This window comes from Sphingobacterium sp. GVS05A, assembly GCF_019969845.1.
Lineage (GTDB): Bacteria > Bacteroidota > Bacteroidia > Sphingobacteriales > Sphingobacteriaceae > Sphingobacterium.
The window spans coordinates 178,413-201,798 of record NZ_JAHXYR010000004.1 but is presented as its reverse complement, the minus strand read 5'-3'; the positions used below and the strand labels follow the sequence as shown (position 1 = coordinate 201,798).

At 38.0% G+C, this 23,386-nt stretch carries 22 protein-coding genes; 8 read left to right on the top strand and 14 right to left on the bottom strand.

What is annotated here, in order from left to right; translation table 11 throughout:
• Nucleotides 1-87: 87 nt before the first annotated feature.
• The 4 genes from folK to LC454_RS11420 all read right to left on the bottom strand — a co-directional run bounded on the left by folK (nt 88) and on the right by LC454_RS11420 (nt 4,206).
• Entirely contained in the window at nt 88-621 is a 534-nt protein-coding gene (gene folK, locus LC454_RS11435) for a 2-amino-4-hydroxy-6-hydroxymethyldihydropteridine diphosphokinase (protein ID WP_223582447.1), read from the bottom strand.
• Between the two features lie 335 nt (nt 622-956).
• Nucleotides 957-2,066, bottom strand: a complete 1,110-nt coding sequence (locus LC454_RS11430; protein WP_223582445.1) for an AAA family ATPase — start codon at nt 2,064-2,066, stop codon at nt 957-959.
• The gene (locus LC454_RS11425) at nt 2,066-2,764 is read right to left on the bottom strand and encodes an RNA ligase family protein (RefSeq protein WP_223582443.1); all 699 of its coding nucleotides are present in this window, start codon (nt 2,762-2,764) and stop codon (nt 2,066-2,068) included. The genes LC454_RS11430 and LC454_RS11425 overlap by 1 nt, the downstream gene beginning before the upstream one ends.
• A gap of 266 nt (nt 2,765-3,030) precedes the next feature.
• Nucleotides 3,031-4,206 carry a hypothetical protein gene (locus LC454_RS11420; RefSeq protein ID WP_223582442.1) on the bottom strand — a complete coding sequence of 392 codons (1,176 nt, stop codon included), beginning with the start codon at nt 4,204-4,206 and terminating at the stop codon, nt 3,031-3,033.
• Between the two features lie 335 nt (nt 4,207-4,541).
• On the opposite strand from LC454_RS11420, the gene LC454_RS11415 reads away from it, so the two are divergent.
• Both LC454_RS11415 and LC454_RS11410 read left to right on the top strand, forming a co-directional pair.
• Nucleotides 4,542-4,940 carry a hypothetical protein gene (locus LC454_RS11415; protein WP_223582440.1) on the top strand — a complete coding sequence of 133 codons (399 nt, stop codon included), beginning with the start codon at nt 4,542-4,544 and terminating at the stop codon, nt 4,938-4,940.
• A gap of 182 nt (nt 4,941-5,122) precedes the next feature.
• Nucleotides 5,123-5,695 (top strand): hypothetical protein, encoded by a 573-nt coding sequence (locus tag LC454_RS11410; protein WP_223582438.1) that lies wholly within the window; start codon nt 5,123-5,125, stop codon nt 5,693-5,695.
• A gap of 43 nt (nt 5,696-5,738) precedes the next feature.
• Here LC454_RS11410 and LC454_RS11405 read toward each other — a convergent pair whose 3' ends face one another.
• The 3 genes from LC454_RS11405 to LC454_RS11395 all read right to left on the bottom strand — a co-directional run bounded on the left by LC454_RS11405 (nt 5,739) and on the right by LC454_RS11395 (nt 8,135).
• Nucleotides 5,739-6,899, bottom strand: coding sequence for an MFS transporter (locus tag LC454_RS11405; protein WP_223582436.1), 1,161 nt, complete (start codon nt 6,897-6,899; stop codon nt 5,739-5,741).
• 66 nt (nt 6,900-6,965) lie between these two features.
• A complete protein-coding gene (locus LC454_RS11400; protein ID WP_223582434.1) occupies nt 6,966-7,811 on the bottom strand; it encodes a helix-turn-helix domain-containing protein in 846 nt (281 codons plus the stop codon).
• Between the two features lie 24 nt (nt 7,812-7,835).
• Nucleotides 7,836-8,135 carry a hypothetical protein gene (locus tag LC454_RS11395; RefSeq protein ID WP_223582432.1) on the bottom strand — a complete coding sequence of 100 codons (300 nt, stop codon included), beginning with the start codon at nt 8,133-8,135 and terminating at the stop codon, nt 7,836-7,838.
• 451 nt (nt 8,136-8,586) lie between these two features.
• Between LC454_RS11395 and LC454_RS11390 the strand changes: the two genes are divergently transcribed.
• From LC454_RS11390 to LC454_RS11370, 5 genes are all read left to right on the top strand, one after another.
• The gene (locus tag LC454_RS11390) at nt 8,587-8,991 is read left to right on the top strand and encodes an NUDIX hydrolase (RefSeq protein ID WP_223582431.1); all 405 of its coding nucleotides are present in this window, start codon (nt 8,587-8,589) and stop codon (nt 8,989-8,991) included.
• Nucleotides 8,992-9,041: 50 nt separating this feature from the next.
• Nucleotides 9,042-9,980 (top strand): hypothetical protein, encoded by a 939-nt coding sequence (locus LC454_RS11385; RefSeq protein ID WP_223582429.1) that lies wholly within the window; start codon nt 9,042-9,044, stop codon nt 9,978-9,980.
• A 157-nt stretch (nt 9,981-10,137) separates the two neighbouring features.
• Nucleotides 10,138-10,536, top strand: a complete 399-nt coding sequence (locus LC454_RS11380; RefSeq protein ID WP_223582427.1) for a hypothetical protein — start codon at nt 10,138-10,140, stop codon at nt 10,534-10,536.
• Nucleotides 10,537-10,825: 289 nt separating this feature from the next.
• Nucleotides 10,826-11,362 carry a GNAT family N-acetyltransferase gene (locus LC454_RS11375; protein ID WP_223582425.1) on the top strand — a complete coding sequence of 179 codons (537 nt, stop codon included), beginning with the start codon at nt 10,826-10,828 and terminating at the stop codon, nt 11,360-11,362.
• Between the two features lie 263 nt (nt 11,363-11,625).
• Entirely contained in the window at nt 11,626-12,156 is a 531-nt protein-coding gene (locus tag LC454_RS11370; RefSeq protein WP_120260739.1) for an NADPH-dependent FMN reductase, read from the top strand.
• Between the two features lie 90 nt (nt 12,157-12,246).
• Here the strand turns inward: LC454_RS11370 and LC454_RS11365 are convergent, their stop codons facing one another.
• The 7 genes from LC454_RS11365 to LC454_RS11335 form a co-directional block, all read right to left on the bottom strand.
• Nucleotides 12,247-13,395: a TlpA disulfide reductase family protein gene (locus tag LC454_RS11365; protein ID WP_223582423.1), complete on the bottom strand. Its 1,149-nt coding sequence runs from the start codon at nt 13,393-13,395 to the stop codon at nt 12,247-12,249.
• 8 nt (nt 13,396-13,403) lie between these two features.
• The gene (locus LC454_RS11360) at nt 13,404-14,594 is read right to left on the bottom strand and encodes a thioredoxin family protein (protein WP_223582421.1); all 1,191 of its coding nucleotides are present in this window, start codon (nt 14,592-14,594) and stop codon (nt 13,404-13,406) included.
• A gap of 78 nt (nt 14,595-14,672) precedes the next feature.
• Nucleotides 14,673-16,121 carry a RagB/SusD family nutrient uptake outer membrane protein gene (locus tag LC454_RS11355; RefSeq protein WP_223582419.1) on the bottom strand — a complete coding sequence of 483 codons (1,449 nt, stop codon included), beginning with the start codon at nt 16,119-16,121 and terminating at the stop codon, nt 14,673-14,675.
• Between the two features lie 13 nt (nt 16,122-16,134).
• The gene (locus tag LC454_RS11350) at nt 16,135-19,758 is read right to left on the bottom strand and encodes a SusC/RagA family TonB-linked outer membrane protein (protein WP_223582417.1); all 3,624 of its coding nucleotides are present in this window, start codon (nt 19,756-19,758) and stop codon (nt 16,135-16,137) included.
• A gap of 90 nt (nt 19,759-19,848) precedes the next feature.
• Complete coding sequence (locus tag LC454_RS11345; protein ID WP_223582416.1) at nt 19,849-20,991, bottom strand: FecR family protein; 1,143 nt, start codon at nt 20,989-20,991, stop codon at nt 19,849-19,851.
• Between the two features lie 99 nt (nt 20,992-21,090).
• Nucleotides 21,091-21,684 (bottom strand): RNA polymerase sigma factor, encoded by a 594-nt coding sequence (locus LC454_RS11340; protein ID WP_223582414.1) that lies wholly within the window; start codon nt 21,682-21,684, stop codon nt 21,091-21,093.
• Nucleotides 21,685-21,830: 146 nt separating this feature from the next.
• Nucleotides 21,831-22,172 (bottom strand): winged helix-turn-helix transcriptional regulator, encoded by a 342-nt coding sequence (locus LC454_RS11335; RefSeq protein ID WP_223582412.1) that lies wholly within the window; start codon nt 22,170-22,172, stop codon nt 21,831-21,833.
• A gap of 111 nt (nt 22,173-22,283) precedes the next feature.
• On the opposite strand from LC454_RS11335, the gene LC454_RS11330 reads away from it, so the two are divergent.
• Nucleotides 22,284-23,348: an NADH:flavin oxidoreductase gene (locus tag LC454_RS11330; protein ID WP_223582410.1), complete on the top strand. Its 1,065-nt coding sequence runs from the start codon at nt 22,284-22,286 to the stop codon at nt 23,346-23,348.
• Nucleotides 23,349-23,386 lie beyond the last annotated feature (38 nt).

Below are 23,386 nucleotides of genomic sequence, written 5' to 3'. Positions count from 1 at the left end.
GAACTAAGTTTCGGCTATAAATTATTTTTGGCTATTCACTCAAATAAGGTAATCGGTTTATCAAATGTACAAAAGATCATGAATTCTTTATTGCCATTTGAATATTTCGGGTTGCAGTTGTTTTACAAAGTCATATAAGAAAGGAAGCTGTACAATATCTTTTTCATCGGCAATGCTTCCATTGAAAGTAATCACATCGAGATCGATGATTCGTGGAGCATTCTTGCTTTCGCTTCTGTGGCGTCCCATATCCAATTCGATCTGTTTTAATTCACTGTGTAATCCATCCAAAGCTAAACCCGTATGCAATAATAATGCGCCATTCAAAAAATTAGGTTGGGCTTCAAATTGAAGAGGTTTAGTATAGATAAAGTCTGTCTGGTTGCCCATCGTTCCCAATTTCTGAATATAATTCAAGGCTATGGTGATATTTTCTTCAGGATTGATATTAGAGCCTAACAAGATCAAAGCCGTATTGATTTGGTTGTCTTTAGATATCTTTACTTTATCCATAGCGCTCAGTGCGTATGCTTTCATTCCCTTCATTTTTTTCTTATGTCCCTTTTGAACCAGTCGGCGAGCTAAACGTTCAACGCCATCAATATACAGGATTCGTCCCATAACAAAGGGGCTATCCCTCTAAAATGCAAAGCTATTTCAGAGCCAAACTTTCATTATGAGGTCCCATCTGCCCGTATGGTTTAAGTAAACGCTACTTATCATAATCGGATAACTTCTGTAAGCAATTTTTTTGCCAATAAATCATCCAAATGAATTAAGCATCATTCTCTCGCTCAGTATACAAGATATAGACTAGCCTATCAACACCAAAGATCCCGCTACTGAACATTTCATGCTCTAAATAAGCGTTCACTTGGCGATGAGGTTTATCAAAAATATTGATTTTTTAAAAAGATTTTTTATTGCGTTCGTCAAAAACAACTTGAGGTTATGAGTTATTCAACTATATAACGGAGCTCATGTGCTTCTGTTGGTTGTGGTACTTCCAAGTTATGGAGCATTTTATCCAATACAGCTTCTGGCAACGGATGGGCCCTATCTCGATTTTGTACGCGCCATTGACGGTACGGTTTTTCGATATAGACCAACTCAACATAGGCCTGATAACTGACAAAGAGGTCTATCAACTGCTTTCGCATTAGGGAAGTGATATTAGTTGCATTCCATATAAAGTCTTGGCCCTGGCGTAGATAAATCTTAGCCTGTTCTTTCGCTTGTTGCACTACCCAACCATTCCGCTTTCTATCAGTCGGTTCGATACGATATTTACGACGAATATCGTCAAGACTAATAACTGGTATATCCTTATTATGGTTAGCGATATAATGGTCCTTTCCCATACCAGGCAACCCAGACAGCATGATGACCGTTGATCTAAAATTATCAAAAGGAATATAATCCACATAACCATCCGCGCTGTTGAAGTAGGTAAATTGAGCATTTGGAGTCGAAAAAGATCGAGGTGACTCCCAGCAATCAATCTCTTTTACATACAGCTCAAATAGCTCTAGCGCATCAAGCAATGCTCCTTGATCCTGACATATTCGTCCTTTGGCATCAGCCTCGGCTAGAAGTTTCAATTCAATCATATTTACCCTTAATGATGCCTCTAGCGCACTACGCATTGGATCAATTTTTTCCATCAGCCAGAGTGGCAGACCATGAAAACGAACCAAACCTACAATTTCCTCCCGTAGGGAAAAGGGAGTTTCCACATCACGAAACAATATTTCACGTGCTGTCTGCGCACCTTTTCGCGCATGACTTGGCGAACTGATCCGTCCCTGTCCATCGACCACGGTCGTAGACCTTTTTTCGACGTCGTGCAGTAATGCGGCAGCCCAAAGCAGTTCCTGTCGTTGTCTACTCAATCCCCTATAGGTATTGGATCGTTGCAACTGTTCAAGCACCAGCTGGGTATGAATGGCAACATTACCTTCTGCGTGATGAATGGGATCCTGCGGAACATTCCGCATAACTTCTACCCAGGAAAATTGCTTTTCCAGTTTTAGCCAATCTGTATCTGTTGTTAATTTCCATTCCATTAGTTTTCCCCCCTTTCCCAAACAAGTTTTGTTCTTTTCCAGGATTTAGTCCAATGTTCATCCGTCTGTACATGTCCCTTTCGCACATACTTAAAGATATTATGCTGAAATTTGGATACGGGATAAGTCTCGGCATTTCGGCAGACCAGACCTTCTGAGGTACAGCTAATTCCTGTTCTCGGATCCACAGACCCAAAGATCGAAGGTTGAGATGCCAGATGTTGTACAGTTTCTTGCAACTGTGTTTCCGTCATATCTTGCACACTGTCCGATCGCAATACTGGTACCATCGGCAAGTCAAACAAGTTAGCATAAAAGGTAACTTCCTCCCATGAAAGCCAGACCTCGTTGATTCGGGCTGCAAATACAAAGTAATAATGTTCCAACTTTGTATACGCTATAGAATGAACCGCATAAAGGTTTTCACCGAAAAACTCTAGGTCGCCCAAATCATTTTTCAATCGTCCCCAATGTTCCCGTAATTGTGCTGTCCATGGGGATGTCGTGGGAGCAGCATGTGACCGGGCAAATACACCTCGTTTGGATAGACAATTGTTTTCGCCATCCAATTTTTCAGTGTAAAGTAGCTGTGAAAAGGATTGTATATCCGTCCAGTACTCATGATTAAAACGATCGTCACTGCTGGTTCCCGGTGAAAAAGGAAAATGGTAGGTACGACCATATTTTGTTGATTCCATTTTTTTAAATTAAAGTGAATAATACTGATTAAAAACACAGGTATAGCAGTAATAGAGTTGAGCATCTATCCCATCTGATTAAAACCTTCCTGTATATTGGCAGAAGTATTACATGACCTTACGTTCTAAAAATGTATAACAATTATGATCTATTGCTGCAAAAATAGATAAATTTCTCTAAAAATAAAAAACCGCTATACCATCAGACATAACGGAAAACTAGAACCTATAAATAAAAATCTCTTTATGCAGGGGCCATATGGCTGTTATATTCTAATATAAGCGTCCCATCCGGCACGCGTGTAATCCTGCTGATTGTTTAAGAAAAGCTTAACATTATGTCCTCTAAGGCCTTTCCCACTTCTCAATATTTCACTAAGCTGTTCCCGCTGAATATTTTGCAACAGCATTTTTTCAATAAAGGGCTGTAATTTCAGGTCATCCGCCACACGTTTGATTGGGTATTGCACAAAGAACATATTGATCGCATAATTTTTTGATATTTTGACAATCCAGTCTTCCATCCCGATCTTCTTTAATTGATCAAAGATTGTTGGGCAATCCAATGTTGTACCGTTACGTAAGATAACACATTTAGTTTCTGCTGTTGTATATACGGCGACAATATCAACAAATCGGAGCTGCTGCAGATTGATCTGTTGTACAAATTCTCCCCGCTTATCTAACAGGTCCCCCAATAGATATACATCGATGTTATCAATGTCCACTCCATAGGGTTGTTCTTTCCTCTTCATCCCACTTTCTTTTATGGTTCGTTTTTCATTTAGGGAAATTATCGCAGGGGTCTGTTCGAACTGTTCAAATGCGGGTCTTTTTTTCATAAAAGGCCTCCTTTTTGTCACCATTGGCTGTGGAGCTGGTAATTCTTTTTCTAAACTCACATTGTGCACTATATGCATGAGCGGACGATTATAGATAACAGCAAGATTCTGCCGTTGGCCAACAGAGTGGTAGAGTAATGACCAGTTTTCTCGCATATAGACCATTAGACTATATGAAACAAAAATAGTGGCATAACGTATTCCATAGATCTGCATATGTAGTTCAAAAAGTATCGATCGTTCTACTGACGACTGGCTGTAAACAAAGATAACAGCTACATACAAAAGTATAAATGGAAAAACGGAAACCAATAAAAGTGAAAAGAAAGCGATAAAATGCAGAATAATATCTAGTCCGGGTATGTTTTTGGCCTGTTCCCCCAGTCGCTCACGCATGTAAGGTACACTCCAGTACGTAGGCAAATTAAGTACTAATGATACTATTGTTGCTCCAATCCAAAAAACACAGAGCATAATAACAACCAAAATCCAATATTTCAACTGATCTGACCGGTCAAAAAAACCTTGAAACGATATTGTTTTTAGATTAAAAACAATAGACAGCATCAGCGAACTCAAAAAATAAATGATAGATTTCATGACGTTTCTCCGAATTAATATCTGGTTAGGATAACTAAATTAATAATATCTACTCACAAAAGTATACTAATATAATAAATAATATCGAATTCACAAAACAAAACATCATGCAAACGATAATATTTATAAAAAAATAACAAAAGAATAACACTATTAAAAGCTCAAATACGATGATAAATGAACGATAATTACTATTTTAGAAAGCCTATTGATGTATTAGAAAGGTATAACCGACCAATAACCTACATTTCACTGTCGTGTTATTATATTTTTAAGCAAAAACCACACAATTTATGATCAAAGATTGAGATATTGTAATATAATAAATTTAAATAATGAAACAGCAATTCAACAACCATGGTGTAGCCAAGGTACAATTTAGAATCTTGGCTTTGCCAGAAAGTTTACTCGAAGTCGAGGTAAATGCTATTCGTCAAAACTTTCTATCCTGGATGGCCGCAAACTTCGCATTGACCACTAGTCAAAAATTTCAATTGATGACTATGCCTGATGATTTACAGGAAACTTTGAGCCAAGCTATCGCTAATAGCTACGAACTTGGGCAGGCCGTTCAGTTTTTCAAAGAAACCGCTTCTAAGGATGATCAACCTGATTTGAAGGATATCGTGATCAACGGTGCCGAAACAATGGCTGAGTTAAACAGCCAAGGTCTCAGAAAAGCCGATTTCGTAGGACAGCTGGCAATCAATATTCGCTATAAAGTGAGTATGTAATTTATGGAACGATTATCTAGTCCAAAACTGGACTAACCCAATAAGCACCTTTAACACTAATATCCGGTTTCTTATCTATCCCGAGGATTGAAAAGAAATCGGATATTAATACCAAGGATTTTCTTGACGCTATTTGTAATGAAATGAAGATATTGTATAACAAAATCAGATCACGATTTAATATGCTATTTATCTGGCCACAGAAATTATATACCTACAGTATCATTGACCAAGGTTTTGATACGGCTACGCAATACAACATACATCGAGCTAATATAGCCAGAAGCCTTACGCGACTATCGAGCAGACCAATTACAGTAGATAAATTCCTTTCACCCGCGGCTCACAGCAAACAATGTGACTATTCAAATGAACGGATTCCGCTTCCCTTCAAAACATGCTACACTGTTTGCCTTTGGCAGCCTTATTTTTGGTTAACTGACACTTATTCGGCCTTGATCCAAGGCAATGATCAGCTCAGTCTACTCAATGGCGCCAACCTCTATACAGCTGCAGCTCAAGCCGACATACTTTTCTTTAGTAGTGGTGGTAACTTTTCGGTCAATGACATTTTAGAGCAAATCGACCTCAGTGATAAATACGTTATTATTATCTCCACCTACAGTGAACAAGAAATACGTACAAATATCAAGCACCGCATCGACCATTATCAAAATGCATACCTCGTCGATTCACAAGCTGAGTTTGACCAGTTCATTGCCAATATTCTAGCTAAGGCTACCCAACAGGATTAACAGCAAGCTAAAGCTTGTAGTCCTAGACATCGTTAAAGTTTAATTATTTATTTTTCTGAACGATCAAAATCCACATGGATACTGCTGCTGCCACTCCACCGAAGAAATAGATGGATTGATACCCATGCCATCCTGCGATAATACCCGCAACTGGTCCGGCTATTCCTAGCGAAATATCAAAAAATGCAGCATAGGCGCCCAATGCCGTTCCACGCATCTGTGGACTTACCTTTTGTATAGCGAGCACACCAAGTGCTGGAAAGATCAGTGAGAATCCAATTCCAGTGAGACTACAACCTATAATCGCCATGGCTTCCGAACTCGCGAAACCGATCAGCATCTGCCCCATCATTTCTATCGCTAAGGAGACCATAGCCACCTTATAGCCACCAAATCTATCCGGAAAAGAAGCACAAAATACTCTTGTCAAAACATAGAAACCACCGAAAGTTAAAAATGCTAAAGACGGATTTATCCAGCTTTTTTCCGTAAACAGCAGCGTGATAAAAGATGAGATACAGGCAAATCCTATTGAAGAAAATGCTAACGCAAGCCCCTGTTCAGAAATCATCCCGATCACCTTATAGAAAGGCGTCCGTTGATGCGAGGGATCCACTGGTAGATTGGGTAGCTTGATCGTGCAGATCCAACTTATGGCAGACAACATAATCATTAACCCAAAAACATAGCTCGTACCCCAAGATGCAGATAGATAAATAGCTAAGGGTGCTCCCAAGGCAATACCAGCATACATGGCAATACCATTCCAGGTCATAACTTTCCCCGATTTTTGATGCCCCACTAGTCCAATACCCCAAGTTAATGCGCCAGTAATAGCCAAACTTTCAGCTATACCATGTACTATTCTTGCAACAAAAAGCATCAATAAAGCCAATAAGTGAAAATCCCGAAGATGATACGCTGTCATATAGATCAGGCTTGTTAGCATTGTCATAATGACACCATACTGCTTAGCAGTCTTAGCGCCTTTGGTATCGGCTATTTTTCCAGCAAAAGCTCTGGTTAACAAGGTGGCAATAAATTGAATTCCCACTACCGCTCCCACAATTAAAGGGCTAAAATGAAGTTCATTTTTTATCAACGCAGGAACTGTTCCCAAGGTGATACCGATGCAGAGGTATATCGCAAATACCGAAATCATAATCGGACTGATTGTCCACATCGATTGGTTTTCTTCTTTCATATCTGTATATATTATTTAAATTTTACAGATGCAAAATTAGATAGCCGTTTAGTATATTATAGGTCCTTATTCATGCATATGATTGGACAAATAATGGTTATTTTGCCGAAACTGTCCTGCAGTGCATCCCAAGTTTTTCTTGAAAAACCTCGAAAAGTAGGTATGGTCTTCGTAGCCGAGACTAAAAGCGATTTCTTTGACATCCATATTTGTATAAAATAGTAGTCGTTGTGCTTCCAATAATACTTCGTTCTGTATCCAATAGCTCGCAATAAACCCTGTTATTTCCTTACTTACTTCGTTGAGATACAACGGTGTTATATGGAGTTGCTCAGCGTAGTCTTTTACCTGTTTAACTTCCTTAAACTGCTGGCTTATCAAGTTTTTAAATATCGTCACAAGCTGGTACTTGTGGCTACCTGTTTTCTTATGTATTTGACTTTGGGGTACAAAAGCTGCTGTTAAATATCCTATCAAGGCATTGACATGTGCTTGGAGAATAGATTGATAGAAGATTTTCTCTCCTTGTTCGATAAAATCGTATAAGATCGCAGCCAGTGTAAATACAGGATGATCTGGTTTCAAGCTGATAACCTGTCGATTATACATAAAAGAATCGATCATAGTTCTATATTCCGTAGGAATCAGTTTAGGTTCTACAAAAAGCATCCAGCATTTGGCACCCTCATTCAATACACATTGGTGAACTTGACCTGGTGCTACGAAACAAACTGACACCTCTTCGAGTGTCCATTGTTTAAAATCGATGGTCCAGCATGACCGCCCTTTTTGCTGTAGGATAAACATATAATGGTCATCCCGATGGGGTACGGTGGGTCCTTGAGATAGATCCTTAAAAGGAAGCATCTCTATTCCTTGTGTGGACAATTCTTTGTTATGAATAGGTATCATAGTTTTTAGTATACTCTATTCCTGTTAAAGCTGCGATTGTAGACGGATCCAATTCAAGACGAAAAGTAAAATAAAGATACCGAGGATATACATTTCTACTTTATTGACTTTGGTTGCTCCAAATTTCCATACACAGATCCGATCAACAATGAGTAACAGCAGCATTGGAATCAGACCAAATATTCCGATGTATATAGCCATCAATTTATCTGGAGCAGAATGCCCCGTACCCAATATCGTAACGGTTGCTGCGACACCAACAAACCCTAATATCCCAAGGATAAAAAAGAGTGTACCTTTTGCTTTTAGGAATTTTATCATCATTAGTTTTCTATTCCAATTCTACTTGAAGTAATGTTGATTTGCTGCTGTTAGAATTGTTCAAAACTACGGATTTCAACACTTTAAAAGATAAAAAACAAGCCCCCGAAAATTCGGGGGCAAGTGGCCCAAAGCCGGTTCATTTTTCTAGTTCACTAGGGAATGTTCCGAACCTTGCAACCAAGGATAATAGCTAAGTTAGTTAATTTAAATCACACTATTACCTATGAGCTTTTATTTAGAGTTCCGGTTTAATAAATCCAGCCCATTATAACGCATAAAATTTGTATCTAGTTTATTTTCCAATCGAATTTATTGGGGATATCCTCGTTATTTACTTGGTTAACGAGGACGATGATCATATGAAAATTTGCTCTCGAAAATCTTGGAGTGGGCAAATATGAGAAAATTTGTTAGCTACATTTTTGTTATATTCGATAACTAAATAGTACACATGGACAATAACATCATTGATAAGGTCGCATTAATTCATATTTCCAATAAAAAAATTTTAAGTACTCGCTCCAAATCTAAAGACAAACTGTACTTTCCCGGTGGAAAAAGAGAACATGGTGAAACTGATTTAGCATGTTTAACGCGAGAAATACATGAGGAGTTAAATGTCAATATTGTCGAAAACTCCGTCAGGTTTTTTGGTATTTTTGAAGCAGTGGCTGATGGACATGAAAAGGATATTGTAGTACAAATGTCCTGTTATTTTGCTGAATTTACTGGCACATTAACAGCTTGTAACGAAATAGAGCGCTTTGAATGGATAAGTTTTGCTGATAAAGACAGAACTTCAGCCGTAGACCATTTAATACTACAAAAGCTATATGATCTAAAGCTTATTGATTAACAGAGAATAGAAGTATGATTTAGGAGAGTTAATTTTAGTTCGCGTTTATAATGGATAGAATCAAACCTTTATTGATATTTATAGCTTTAGTATTGTCCCTCAAGTCATTTTCACAGGAACAACTCTATTACTTTACCAATGCAGATAGCAATCTAGTCGGAGTGCGCGCACTATCTGGCAAGACAATTATCCCATTGCAATTTCCAATGATCGGATACTATGATTTTGAAGAACCCATAACTACAGCTTTTATTGAATTTTCCTATACACTACCTGATACAACGACCAACCGGATGAACCCCAATCAATCAGTAGGCTGCGTATATGATAGAGAGGGTCATTTCGTATATACCCCATTCCTTTATGATAATGGTCCCGATTATTGGCAAGAAGGCATCCGTCGTTATGTCTCTAATGGTAAGGTGGGCTATGTTGATATAAACAATATAATCTTGACCCCAGCTAAAACTGGCTTTGCAGACATGTTTAACTATGGTTATGCCTCATTCTATGAAGGGGCTGTATCAAAAGTCTATGAACCTGGAGGTGAACACTGGACAGTATCTCCCACCGATGACAAGGGCGAAAAATATCTGGTCAACCGAGAAGGGCAAAAAGTGCTTGGAAGTAAAAGCCCAGCTTCGACTAAAGACTATTACTATGGCGGGCTGTACTATCCATATCCTTTTCGCTACACTGCTGCCGAACAGCTTATCCTGAACGGTTTAAATCAATTTACAGCGATTCAGAAAGTTGATAAACTGTTATTTTCGAACGGTCAGGCCAAATCAGATACTATTCAATTTGAAATCGTTGGAAGGCCTTCAAAATTCACTCCTTACTACACCGTACAGGGCTATAAAGAGCAGCATGCAGACGACAATTGGATAATAGAAGCTACAACAAATGGACAATACTTTTATACGCAATATAGTAAACGAGTTGCTCTCGGGCAATGGATTGATGAGCAGCTAGCAAAAAATCAATAACATCTATAATAAAGTAAAATAATGTAAGAATCTAGAAAATAGAACAGAACGCACACAAATAATTATAAACTTTTATTATTAAATAAATTTAACGATATTTAATTTGATACGCTTTATTCTCGAATATATTTTGTAGATCTTTACTCAAATTAACCGTATGAATAGTATTAAGGCCACTGCAACCCATTTTCGCTATAAAAAGCATCCTGGAGATTTATTTAGGGACACTTCTGTTCAATTACTACCACACCCCTATAAAAATCAGTCAGAGTTTTGGGTATGGTTTCATCCCTCGTACCATCGCAGTGAAGATATTGCCGATCTGAACGAGTTGTATAAACAACTTCACAATTTTTCCTGCCGGGAGGAAATCACAGAAGCTAATCCGGAATTATGTTATACCGGCATACCCAAAGAACGAATTACCGAAGAGATAAAACTTCTTGAGCACAAAATATATCAGGATTGTTTCGAGAACTTCTATTTATTGATTATTGAAGGACATATTGAATTAATAGAGAACAATCAGCATGGGAAAAGTGAATCTCTATCTTAATTATTGTTAGCCATTATTATTTTAGACTGTCAGTTTTTAGCTAACCTACGCAATTAATGCTCAGCCCTATGTTGTAGTGGTATACATATTTAATTGTAGTGATTATCCCGAAGTATCAGTATACAAATGAATAAAACTGATATTTATGAAATTCGAACTTATTCAAAAAAGTGTAAGAATAAAGATAATTGTAAAAGCGGATATCATTTTAAAAATGATATGTAAATTTGTCTTAAATACACGGTAACATTAATTCAATTGTTTACAACCATTTTATAACACCGATTAGATGAATGACTTTCCTAGATTAGAAACAGATAGACTTATTCTCGACAAAATAACTGTGGAAGATATTCCGCAGATAGTAATATATCTTCAGGAGAAGATCTTTTCTGATTATACGTCAAATATCCCATACCCCTATCGGAAGGAAGATGCTGAGTTTTGGCTTAAACTATCGGCCGAGGCCTTTAAAAATCGAAAGGGTTTTACATTTGCAATTCGGGATAAAACAGGGAAATTCCTTGGGGCCATAGGTCTTCACGATGAAGGTTCGGATAAAGCGGAGTTAGGCTATTGGATAGGCATTCCAAACTGGAATAATGGCTATGTCACTGAAGCGGCAAAAGCTATTATCGATTATGGGTTCAGAGAATTGAATTTCAATAAGATCTATGCCACTTATTTTCCTCACAATCCAGCTTCAGGAAAAGTCATGGATAAAATAGGTATGAAAAAAGAGGCCCTACTGAAACAACATCTGAAGAAAAATGGGAAATATTATGATATCCCAATGTATTCTATTTTTAAAGAAAATTGGAGGTAGTATTTTACGCGCTCAAGAAAACAACAGTCCAGTTTTTGTTCGATCTCAGTAGAATTAGTTTTGTTTTTACTTTCATCAGATAAAAGCCTATTCTAGCGGACAAAATATTGGTAATGATACTAGACCCATCTTTTCAAGCAGATATCTACCTTTCACCATATAAAATAATACGACCCTACTATAATCCAATAATGAAATGGAGGGACCATTTTTATCGAAAAATTCGGTAAATTCACAGTATAGACAAACACACAAAGCACAACATGAAAGTATTTGCATTTGCTGGAAGCAATTCTTCCACATCAATCAATAAACAATTAGTCAAGTTTGTTCTGAAAAGTTTTAGTGACCATGAAATAAACTTGATTGATCTCAACGATTATAATATGCCTGTTTTTTCTGTCGATCTGGAAAAAAATGGTTTTCCAGAGGAAGCTCATCGTTTTCTGGATAATATTACCGAAAGCGATATTATTATCTGTTCATTAGCGGAGAATAATCGTTCGTATAGTGTTGCCTTTAAAAACGTTTTCGATTGGGCTTCCCGTATAAACGTAAAGGTATTTCAAGACAAACCAATGTTATTAATGACTACCTCTCCTGGTGGCTATGGTGGTGGGAATGTAATGGCCGAGGCTCAAAAATTCTTCCCGCAATTTGGCGCTATCATCAAAGAAAGCTTTTCACTGCCAAAATTCTATGAAAATTTTGACCTGAACAATGGCGTCATTAACCCCGAGCATCTCAGCACACTCAACGAAAGAATAGACAACTTTAAGAAACAACTATTCTAATCATTTTTCGATTTCGAGGATGTCGACACAGAGAATCCACTTTTTTGAGTTAAAAAGGGGCACTGCAAATTGCAATCCCCCTTTTTAACGTTACCTAGTTAATTCTCTAAGTTTATCAGCTAGTTGCTCACCTTTTAAATTAATGCCGACAATCTTACCTCCAGGCGATATTAGATAATTTTGCGGAATAGCCTGAATACCATATAACTGGGCAGCGTTATTTTGCCAACCATTTAGATCGGATACCTGTGGCCATTTCAAACCATCTTGTTCGATGGCTTTTGTCCAATTATCTTTCTTTCCTGGTTTATCAAGTGAGATCCCCAAGATCTCAAAATCGGGTCCTTTAAATTGCTTATAGATTTCAACTAAATGTGGGTTTTCAGCACGACAAGGACCGCACCAAGAAGCCCAAAAATCCAACAATACATATTTACCCTTGAAATCCGATAATTTCAGCAGCCGACCATCTGGTGTCAATTGTCCGAAATCCGGCGCTGGTTGTCCAATTCCCAATTTCTTGGCAAGTAGTATTTCTCCCTCAAGCTTCTCTCCTGTTGTTGTTTTTCGTAAGTTAACAGATAATTTGAGAAACAGAGGTTCAATCTGGCTGACATCACTTCCATACCGTGCTACTTCCTGAAGTGCCAATAAGCTAAAATAATTATCCGGATTTTCGACAATAAATTTACGCTGTGCGTGTACACGAAGCTCTTCGATTTTCTCGATCTCTGTCGAGACCTGCTTCAGTGCTTCTTCGTTTCTATTTTTATCCTGATATAAGTCAGCACGTTTGGATTGCTGAGCGATCAGCTGCTGCTCATAGGAATGTAAATAATCTTGATATTTCTGATAAGCAGCCTGCAATTGTCCTCCTTTTACAATAGATGACTCAAAAGGATCTTTAATAACAATTTCTGTATTAGCCTCAAGAGGGTCTACATAAAATGTAAGGCGCTGCGTGGGTCCCCCCTTTCTATGGAAAAATGAAGTACCATCTTTAGAATAAAACAATATGACCTGTGTAGGTTCATCAATTTGTCCTTTATAAGCTACATTTGAAGAATTTAAACTTACAGAATCTATTTTCAGTTTTTGACCAACAAAATAGCGGACAAATACCTTGGCCTCTGAAGAAGGAGGCTGTCCGTTGAGAGTCAGCTGAAAATCTTGTTTTTGTCCCATGACAATTCCAATCATAGATAAGCTCAAAAGAGCTGATGTAAATATTTTTTTCATGTTGATTGTTAAAGTGCTTTGGCACGCTCCAATAGCGCATCTGCCAGTTTAATGATTTTTGAAGTTTCCAGTTCTGCCAAGCCTCTCGCAGCTTCTGCTGCTTTGATCGCTTCCTTCTTTTTCTTCAATGCAATGCAGATATCTGCCAGGGTCCCCTGATTGGAATAGCTCGATGGATTCATCTCTGCCGCCTGTTTTGCCAGGAAGTAACATTGTTTAAGGATAACAGGTCCAGCGACATCTCCTTTTGCATTGGCATTACGTCGAGCAATAAAACTAAGCTTCTCATCATCGTCTTTTAGAAGTCCCTTCCGCAATTTGTCAGTCAACGAAACAAACTCTTTTTCTGTACCATGAGCTGCGATCCATTCAACCTGATACATTGCAGCATCAGTCTTGTGTTCCGGTTTATTTGACTGCTCAAAATAGACCAGTCCCTTTCTAAATTCGTCAGCTTTGTTATCACGGATGTAACTATACATCGCATATCGCAAGAGTTGTATTTCCTTATTTTCAAATTCAGTTGCCAAGGCTATTTTTTTAAAATACGCCTTATTTGATTCGAAAAATTTACCGTAGCGATCCTCCCTACTCTGTGCCATCATTTTTATCGTTTCCCAACCATTTGGACTTCTTAAAAATTCATCAGTGGCAACACTGTCCAAAGCTTTTTTAGCATTATTTGTAGCCTTATTGTCCGTTTGTTCCATTACTTTTATGTAGCGCAACAGAAAGTTAGATTCACGAACTCCCCGCTCATACTGCTTGCGCAGATTGGGAATTTGGTAGTCGGAATCATTTGCCTGTTGTGCCTGCTTCAGGAAAAGATCGGCCTCCATACGGGACTGCGTTCTATAGATCAATGTCCCCTGCCCATCCAGAAACAAATAGGTAGGAAAACTTTTTATCTGATATTTTTTTGCAATGTCCACTCCCTCACCTACCTCACAATCAAACTTGGTATTAATAAATTTCGAATTAAAGTAATCGGCAACTTCAGGCTGTGAAAACACATTGCCTTCCATCCATTTACAAGGGGCACACCAGGAGGTAAAACCATCTAAAAAGATCAGTTTATTTTCTTTTTTTGCCAATTCCTTAGCTTCGCTAAAAGTTAGCTTTTGGAATTGTATATGTTCTTGCGCCAGCAATATTACAGACTGTATGAAGGCCAGCGATGTCAATAGTAGTTTCTTCATGAAAGTATTTTTTAAAACTTGGAACCAATCTTTGCTTATAATGGGCAAAGATTGGTTGGGTAAAAGCATTTATATTTTTTATCGTTCATACTGTGGAATTCCCGGATTTAGGGAAAGTACTTTGGGCGGGACAGGAAGTATCATTCTAGGGTCTGTTGACTCCATCTCAAATACTTTACTGGCCAACGGATGCTTAATTGATTTCTTATAATTATCCGCAATAACCAAACGCTTCAGGTCGATCAATCTATCAGAAGCCGTAAAAGGCATCTCACGTCGTCTCTCTTCAAGAACCAGCTGTAGCACTACCTTCGGATCATTAGCTATCAATGCTTTATTATTTTCAATACGGCTATTTCTTAGTGTATTCAAGAAACCCAAAGCCTCTACAATGTTTCCACCGCGCGCGGCTGCTTCCGCAGCGATCAGAAATAATTCTGGGGTATTAAATCCTGTACTGAATTCAACATAAGGCGCATAAAGTACACGTCCGGGAAATTTAATTAAATTAGGACCAAAGGAAGCTTGATCACGGCAGAAAAATAATTCATAACGCTTGTCTTTTGCTTCAGCAGGAAGATCTTTGGCGTAAGTATCAATTAATTCCTTGGACGCATAAAATTCAGCATTTTGTGTTCCCAATGAACTTGTACCTAATCTCGACCATACTGCTTCAATATTGGTTCTTGAATCCGGAAATTGTATCGAATTGTCAGTCTTTAAGCAGACCCTTCCCCATGTTGTTTTGTCCTTATTTGTATATAAGCTATAGTCGATCAGATTGCTATTGGAGGCTAGTGCCTGCTTAGCATTATCTAAAGCCTCTTTGAATTTTCCTTGATACAGGTATACCCGACTCAAAAAAGAATGTCCCACAGAGCGTACCGCCTGAAATTTATTTGATTGTGTTGTGCTTAGATTAGGAAGTGCATCATTAAGATCTTTTAATACTTGGTCATAGATAGCCTGTACTGACACACGCTCATATTTTTGATTTATATCTTCTTGTAACACCAAAGGTACGCCTAAGTCCTTGCCCGCACTAGCTGGGTTGTAATGGGCAGCATAGATATTGACCAGACTCAGGTACTCAAATGCCCGACCGATTTTTGCTTCGGCCCATACCTTTTTTTTCTCAGCCTCCGAGCCATCGGATGAAGTCAATACATTATTTATAATTACGTTGTAAGTAAAGATGCGGCTATATGCTGTTTCCCAATACGGATCATACTGACCATTTTCGAATATTGCCCCCCGAGCAAAGCTATATAGCTGTTTTTTCACATAATCATAATAGTCAAAGCTCGCTGCAGATTGTACGTCCTGTGGATCGCCCGATTGTATATTATCGGCCAAATAATTTGGATAAACGGGTGAGGCACGTACCAACGACTGATCGTTTAATAATAATTTGTAATCGTTCAGCGCTTCCGGAATCGTAAATCCCTTTGGTTTTATATCTAAGTATTTATTACAGCTGCTCAAAATAGCTAAGCTAAATAGCAATCCTATATATATATTTCTCATTATTTCTCTTTTTTTAAAATCCGACAGACATGCCTAAATTATATACCACTGGTGCTAACACTCCCCTACCAGGGCTGGTAACTGAGCTATAACCGGTCCATACTTCAGGATCAAGATTTTCCCTATTTGCAGCCCAACGCCACGCATTCAATATCTGCCCAGTCAATCGGATATAACTTAGTTTGGTCGGTGCAATCCATTTGCTTGGAAAATTATAAGACAGGGAAATATCTCTCAATTTAATGTAATCTGCCTTTTGTACAAATTTATGTGCAGCATTATAGATGTCCGATATATTACCGGAGGCTGCTGAAATGAACGCTGGGGCAATATCGGGATTATTTTCATCCCCCGGTTTTTTCCAATAATTCAACCAAAGCTTATCGAAGTTACTGTTATAGTTCAATTCGGCATATTTACTTAAAAACTCGGGATGAACACCTCGCATTACATGGCCACCATTGAAAATAAACATGAAGGAAAGGGTAAAGTCTTTATATCTAAACCCATTTCTGAAAGAAACATTATACGGTGGAATTGTCGTTCCTTCATAAATGAGATCGTCGACTGTCAATTGCTGTGTACTTTCGACCAGGCTGCCGTCCGCCTTTCTTGCCAAAGGCCTTCCTTTATCGTTCAATCCTGCGTAATCGATGCTATATAAACTTCCCATTGGGATGCCGACTCGGTTTTGAGGAGCATAATAATAATAGTATGGCGTATTTTGCTGTACAAACAGATTCGTAATCTCATTTTTATTGTAACTAAAATTCAAGGTACTGTTCCAGCTGAACTTTTCGTGTTGGATAATTTTGCCATTAAGCCCCAATTCGATCCCCTTATTGCACATATCACCATAATTAAGCAACACCATATCCCAACCCAATGTTGGATCTAATGGCGTATTTCCCAAAAGATCTGTGGTGTTTTTGTTATAAATATCTATAGAAGAGGAAAGTCTATTATTGAATAGGGAAAGATCAAGTCCAAAGTTGAATACACTTGTGCGCTCCCACCTTAGCAGGGGGTTAGGAGGCGAATCAATGTAAGCCTGCATTTCACCATTAAAATAGTTTAAACTATTACTGACCCGCGAAATCAAATAAGGCCCATTGTCCTTCGGTACATTACCATTCACGCCATAGGTCATTCTTAGAGACCAACGATCTAATGGCCACCAATCTATTTTTGGCAAATGATACAACGTTCCTATTGACCATAAGGGTTTATATTGATTTTTGATATCCGTACCGAATAGGTTAGATTGATCTATCCGTATACTTCCACTTAATGTCAGCTTTTTGTTGTATGTATAAGATCCGTTCGCATAAAAAGAGACAAATCTATCAACTAAATCCTGAAAACCGGCTTCTCTTTTTGAGATAGAATAACTATTAAACAGTGCCTGTGTATTTTGAATTTGAATTCCGAACAACTCTTCGTTAATTCCTTTATAAACTAAACTGCTTTCATCATAGCCATATTTATAGATGTTGGTATATCGATTATTAATTTGCCTACGTTCAGCGCCTGCTATGGCAACGATTTCATGTTTATCCTGGATGATGTTCTGATAGTTGAATTGACCACGTAAGGTATAACTATTGACATCATTACGTTGTTCTGCAAATTGCCCTCCCTGAGGAATATTACGTTTTATTAACCCATCTTTTCCGATCTGTGTAGCATCATTAACCATAGCGCTGACCAACTGTGAGGTCTTTCTATTTAATGTTCCATTATAACCTTCGGTTCTTTCACTCTGATAGGATAAATCGAAATCCAACCCTCTAGTAATCTTAAAGTTTGCTGCAAAATTTAAATTGAGATATTTATTATAAAACTTTTCATGTACAGCAGAAATATGATTTACAGGGATATAAGTCTCATCCTCCAGGCCTAATCCATTTAAGCGATCTATCTCATATTGAGATTTCGAATTAAACCACTGGGAAGCGGAACCATCCTCATTACGGAGAAGATAATATGAAGCTTTTCCGCCAATATAATTGTCGTAAAAATTGAAACCAATGTCTCCCTCTCTATTTTGATTTTTCCCTAGAATATTCGCTCTTAAGTTAAACCAATCCGTAAACTTAAAGTTATTTTTCAAGCTAAATCCCAGTTCTTTATTGGTAGGCTTTCCTTTGTTATAATCTCCAGGCTGGTTATAATTTAACGAATAATGATAAGTATATCGGTCTGATCCTCCAGAAACCGCTAAATTATGCTGCTGGTCAAATCGAGTTGTATTTAAGAATTCATCCATCTGACTAAAACGATCCCTATTTCGATAAACATCCAACTGCTTCTCCATTTCCTCCCCGGAGATTACACCTCCTTTCTTGTTATAGAGAATTCGGTAAACGTCATTCATGGCCTTTCTAGGATCTATCGCAGCGTAATCGCCAGAACGATAATCAAACATTTCTTTTTGAAATTTCACCAATTCAGCACTACTCATCTTATTTAGATAATTGCGACTCGGCAGCCCGCGAAAAGACAAGGTATTGCTATAATCGACCTTGGTTTTGCCTGCTGTACCAATCTTTGTTGTAATGACGATAACTCCATTGGATGATCGTACACCATAGATTGAGGCCGCAGATGCATCTTTTAGAACAGTAACCGAAGCGATTTCATTGGGATTAATAGCAGTGAGATCGCCTTCATAAGGCATACCGTCAACGACAATTAAAGGTGCGGCCTGCGCGTTAATTGTTGAACGACCACGTATCTCAATACCTAAATTATTTTTGTTATTTTGCGGACTAGAGGTGTTACGAACCAAATTCAGGCCAGGAAGCATTCCATCAATTCGATCTAATAGGTTTGGTTGCAATCGTCCCTCCATATCTTTCGCAGTGACTTGCGCGATGGAACCAGCAGCGCGCTCTTTACTGATCTTTTGATACCCTGTATTTACGGTTACATTAACCTCTTGCAATTGTGCATCTATTGCATGCAGCCTAATTGTTCCAAGATCAGATTTTACAGGTAGTGAAAGTGGCGAAAATCCGACCATCGTAATCTCCAACAAACTGTTTGTACTGACGCTACTGATTTCAAAATACCCATTTTGATCTGTCGTCGTACCTTGAGGTACACCTTTGACACGAATGGTCGCACCTTGTAAAGGACGATCGTTATCATCAACAACAAAGCCCTTGATCAGCATCTTTTGATCTGATAAACTATTGTAGTTCGAAACAATTCCCCCTTGTTCGGCTTTTTCACGTACAACGATTATCTTTCCCTTAATTTCAAAACTAAGATTCAGATCATTCAATAATTTCTCAAGTGTTCCATTCAATGTTCCTTTTTCAACATTGAGCTGGACCTTCGTATCTGGATCAATAGTCTTTGCTGCCCATACATAGGAGTAGCCTGTCTGTTTATTGATTGTCGAAAAGACTTTTCTCAACGAAACAGATTTTTCATGAATAGATACACTTTGTCCGTAAGTTTTAGCTCCTACATGAAGCAAACAACAGGACATCATAATGGTAGTAAGCGATATACGCATAATGTTTCCCCTCCAGTGCGACCTTCCCCAAAAGTCTGTCCGATCGCTGTTTTTCATAATTTCCGCTTGTCCGTGTAGGGCACGACAAACTTCTGCATAATTTTTATACATTTGTTTTAGGTTAAGAATTAAAATTCAGTTACAGTTAGAATTGCTTGACCAGAAGCCCTATTTGTTGCAAGCGTTTAGGGCTTCGTCTTTTCATTTAGATTGCTTTTTATCTACATAAATCGTGTTTTCTTTAAATTTGAAATTGACTTTCCCTGTACTCTCTAGTACATTGATAATATCTTTTAAGCGGCTATTACGGGACAACATCCCTTCAAATTTTTCTGACTTTATCTCGTTATCAAGGTAAACCACATTAACGTTATACCAAGCAGAAATATCCTCCATAATAACAGAGAGCGGTTCAGAGTTGAATATAAAATAACCATCTTTTAGTGCAGTACCTATTTCAGTATCTATAACTCTGCGTTCAATGCGCCCCGTATTAATATATGCCTCCTCTCCAGGAGTTAAGATAATTTGTCTTTCTCCCTGCTGAACTCTTACCTTTCCCTCGTATAATGTTGCCCTAAAATCACTTAGACTTTTATTTGCCTTAACATTAAAATGCGTACCTAATACCGTCACGTGAATATTTCCGGTTTGAACATTAAATGGTTTCACATTTGATAAATCTCCTGAGGAGAAGTATTTCTTTGCTACTTCAAAATAAGCTTCGCCGATCAATCGAACCTGTCTGAGACTATCTGTTTCATAATAATCCAATTGGGTCTCAGCGTTCATCCAAACCTTAGTACCATCTGGTAAGAGAACGGCCATTTTACCACCTTTTGGGGTAGAAATAAGTAAGCTATCATTCCCCTTAGTCAGGTTATTGGGTAGAGTAGCGAAAGACAATACAGTATCTTTGGGTGAAATAGCGATCGAATCGCCATTTTTCAGATAGATTGTACCTGTGGTTTGAGCGGGGAGGATTTTTACGTCTGGATTTGCCTGATATCCAGCATCCGTCAGGTAACGAACAAAAAATAATGTTAACATACCAATTAGTACTGCAGCGATTCCATACGACCAAATCCTTCTAATAGGGAAAATAGTTTTTGGAGCGCTCAGATGCTCCTGTTCAAAAGTTTCAAAGGATGCTTCCCAATCATAAGCAGAAAAGCCCTTCAAATCTCTGTCCAACATCTCCTTATTATCCAACATAGCACATACTTCTCGGTTTGCAGCCGCATTGAGTCGCCAAGAATCTAGTTTCAATTGCTCCTCATAACTTAATCCTTCAAGTTTTGACTTACTCAATAAATAGATGATATGTTCGGTTGTATGCTCCATATTGCTTTATATACTTAAAACAATATTTTGATTTCGTTTCTCTAAAGAGATGGGGAATATTTTTATAATCAACTGAAAATCAAATCTATATTTTACAACCTAATAATACAGAAGGAGTAACAGTAGACAAAAAAACTGATCAGGCCTAAGCCTTTCTCTGAGAAGTTCAATTCCTCTTTTCTTTTGATTGTATACGGTACTTGTGGTAATACCTAAGGAAATCGCAACTTCTTGTGGGCTTAAATCTTCTACGACCAGCTTGTATATTACATGTCGACACTGTTCTGGCAAGGTCTCTATAGCGTCGTGAACCTCACGTAGCGTTTCCAGATAGATCATTTGATGGCTGATAGGCAAATCTATCAGATCAAGCTGTGTGATATAGTTATTAGCAAGCTGTTGTGATCTCTTTTGTTGTTGAATCCGATTAAGTGCCGCGTTTCTGCAACTTGTATATAGAAAACTCCGGATCGACTCAAAATGATTAAAATCGCTCCGTCTTTCCCATAGCTTTAAAAATACATCCTGGACAATTTCCTCAATAATAACTTTATCCAAGTTCATTTTTTCAAGAAAATAACACATTGGACTATAAAAGGTTTTGTACAAGAACCTCAACCCTTCTCTTTCACCTTCACGAAAAGATTCGATGAAATCTTGTTTATTGAACTCTTGATTTACCTTGTTTTTCACAATTCAATATTACCTAAATTTTAAATAAATATGAACCGTCTGGGTTTAAAATTTCATATTCTGTTAGTTATACATATTCTTGTTATTACATTTCAGTAAAAAAAACGGTATATATAATCCAAAAAAAGTAAATTACTTGTTATTTCTTATAATATCAACGGTTCAGACTCCTCATAATATTCCTCATTCCATTTTGCTAACTGACACATAATCGGAATAAGAGCCTTTCCTTTTTCAGTCAGAGCGTATTCCACCCGAGGAGGTAACTCTTTAAATTCCTCTCTCAAAATAATACCATCTTCTTCCAATTCTTTTAAAGAGGATGTCAGTACTTTTCTTGAAATATTTTCGATCAATGCATCGAGTTGTCCAAATCGGGCTTTTCGATCTCTTAGTGTGTATATAATAATGGGCTTCCATCTTGTTCCCAAAATCCCCATAGAGCGTTGCATCGCGCATGAACAATTCTTAAAATCAGTTCTTTTCATTAACAAAACATTTGATAGTTACGCAAAGGTAACTACTTTATACTATCAATAGTTACAAAAATACACTATTTAAAATATCTTTGTAAAGAAATTCGCAAATGATATAAAAAAATGAGCATACAAACACTTTTCAGTCCATTCCAATACAAAAATCTTGTATTAAAAAACCGTTTTGTCATGGCCCCCATGACACGAGCATTTTCTACTGACGGGATCCCTGGAGATGTCGTTACAGGTTATTATGAACGGCGGGCAGCCGGAGACGTTGGTTTGATTCTAACCGAAGGAACTGTAATCGAAAGGCCAGCCTCAAAAAACTTAAAGGACATTCCAAATTTTTATGGAGACCAAGCTTTAAACGGTTGGAAGAACATTCTAGATGCTGTACACGCAAAAGGAGGTAAAATAGCACCTCAAATATGGCATGTAGGGTATACCCCAATGCAGTGGACTCCACCAGCAGCTTTTGAAAGTCCCGACACTATGACTTTGGCCGATATAGAAAATACTATCCAAGCGTACGCTGATGCTGCAAAATCTGCAAAAGAGCTAGGTTTCGATGCCTTTGAAATACACGCCGCACATGGTTATTTGATTGATCAATTCTTTTGGGAGGGAATGAACCACAGATCAGATGAATTCGGTGGTAAAACGATAAAGGAGCGTTCCAGATTTGCTGTCGAAGTAGTGAGAGCAATGCGAAAAGCCGTTGGACCGGATTTTGTAATTATTATCAGACTATCACAATGGAAACAACAAGATTACGCTGCGAAATTAGCCCCTACCCCAAAGCTGATGGAAGACTGGATCTTACCATTAGTTGACGCGGGCATAGATATTTTCCATGGAAGTCAACGACGCTATTGGGAGCCAGAATTTGAAGGCAGCGATTTAAATTTCGCCGGATGGCTGAAAAAGGTTTCTGGCCAACCGACAATAACGGTAGGGTCGGTAGGACTTGACAAAGATTTTGGTGAAGTATTTACAAATTCAGAATTTAAGTCGTCTCCAGCTTCACTAGATGAATTGGTACGTCGATATGAAAGAGGGGACTTCGATTTGGTCGCAGTAGGTCGCGCGATCTTGCAAGATCCAAATTGGGTAAAAAAAGTTCAAGCAGAACAATTCGAAGACTTATCTATCTTTGAGGCCAAAAGCTTAGCAACGTTGTCTTAGCTAGATCAACGATCTAAGTACGTTAATAATTCATATTA

Bases quoted from the DNA above. Each gene is read 5' to 3' on its own strand.
- LC454_RS11375 (WP_223582425.1), top strand. From the start codon at position 10,826: ATGAATGACTTTCCTAGATTAGAAACAGATAGACTTATTCTCGACAAA.
- LC454_RS11410 (WP_223582438.1), top strand. From the start codon at position 5,123: ATGCTATTTATCTGGCCACAGAAATTATATACCTACAGTATCATTGAC.
- LC454_RS11405 (WP_223582436.1), bottom strand. From the start codon at position 6,899: ATGAAAGAAGAAAACCAATCGATGTGGACAATCAGTCCGATTATGATT.
- LC454_RS11420 (WP_223582442.1), bottom strand. From the start codon at position 4,206: ATGAAATCTATCATTTATTTTTTGAGTTCGCTGATGCTGTCTATTGTT.
- LC454_RS11345 (WP_223582416.1), bottom strand. From the start codon at position 20,991: ATGGAGCATACAACCGAACATATCATCTATTTATTGAGTAAGTCAAAA.
- LC454_RS11430 (WP_223582445.1), bottom strand. From the start codon at position 2,066: ATGGAATGGAAATTAACAACAGATACAGATTGGCTAAAACTGGAAAAG.
- LC454_RS11370 (WP_120260739.1), top strand. From the start codon at position 11,626: ATGAAAGTATTTGCATTTGCTGGAAGCAATTCTTCCACATCAATCAAT.
- LC454_RS11415 (WP_223582440.1), top strand. From the start codon at position 4,542: ATGAAACAGCAATTCAACAACCATGGTGTAGCCAAGGTACAATTTAGA.
- folK (WP_223582447.1), bottom strand. From the start codon at position 621: ATGGGACGAATCCTGTATATTGATGGCGTTGAACGTTTAGCTCGCCGA.
- LC454_RS11365 (WP_223582423.1), bottom strand. From the start codon at position 13,395: ATGAAAAAAATATTTACATCAGCTCTTTTGAGCTTATCTATGATTGGA.
- LC454_RS11425 (WP_223582443.1), bottom strand. From the start codon at position 2,764: ATGGAATCAACAAAATATGGTCGTACCTACCATTTTCCTTTTTCACCG.
- LC454_RS11360 (WP_223582421.1), bottom strand. From the start codon at position 14,594: ATGAAGAAACTACTATTGACATCGCTGGCCTTCATACAGTCTGTAATA.
- LC454_RS11380 (WP_223582427.1), top strand. From the start codon at position 10,138: ATGAATAGTATTAAGGCCACTGCAACCCATTTTCGCTATAAAAAGCAT.
- LC454_RS11395 (WP_223582432.1), bottom strand. From the start codon at position 8,135: ATGATGATAAAATTCCTAAAAGCAAAAGGTACACTCTTTTTTATCCTT.
- LC454_RS11385 (WP_223582429.1), top strand. From the start codon at position 9,042: ATGGATAGAATCAAACCTTTATTGATATTTATAGCTTTAGTATTGTCC.
- LC454_RS11355 (WP_223582419.1), bottom strand. From the start codon at position 16,121: ATGAGAAATATATATATAGGATTGCTATTTAGCTTAGCTATTTTGAGC.
- LC454_RS11400 (WP_223582434.1), bottom strand. From the start codon at position 7,811: ATGATACCTATTCATAACAAAGAATTGTCCACACAAGGAATAGAGATG.
- LC454_RS11350 (WP_223582417.1), bottom strand. From the start codon at position 19,758: ATGTATAAAAATTATGCAGAAGTTTGTCGTGCCCTACACGGACAAGCG.
- LC454_RS11390 (WP_223582431.1), top strand. From the start codon at position 8,587: ATGGACAATAACATCATTGATAAGGTCGCATTAATTCATATTTCCAAT.
- LC454_RS11330 (WP_223582410.1), top strand. From the start codon at position 22,284: ATGAGCATACAAACACTTTTCAGTCCATTCCAATACAAAAATCTTGTA.
- LC454_RS11335 (WP_223582412.1), bottom strand. From the start codon at position 22,172: ATGAAAAGAACTGATTTTAAGAATTGTTCATGCGCGATGCAACGCTCT.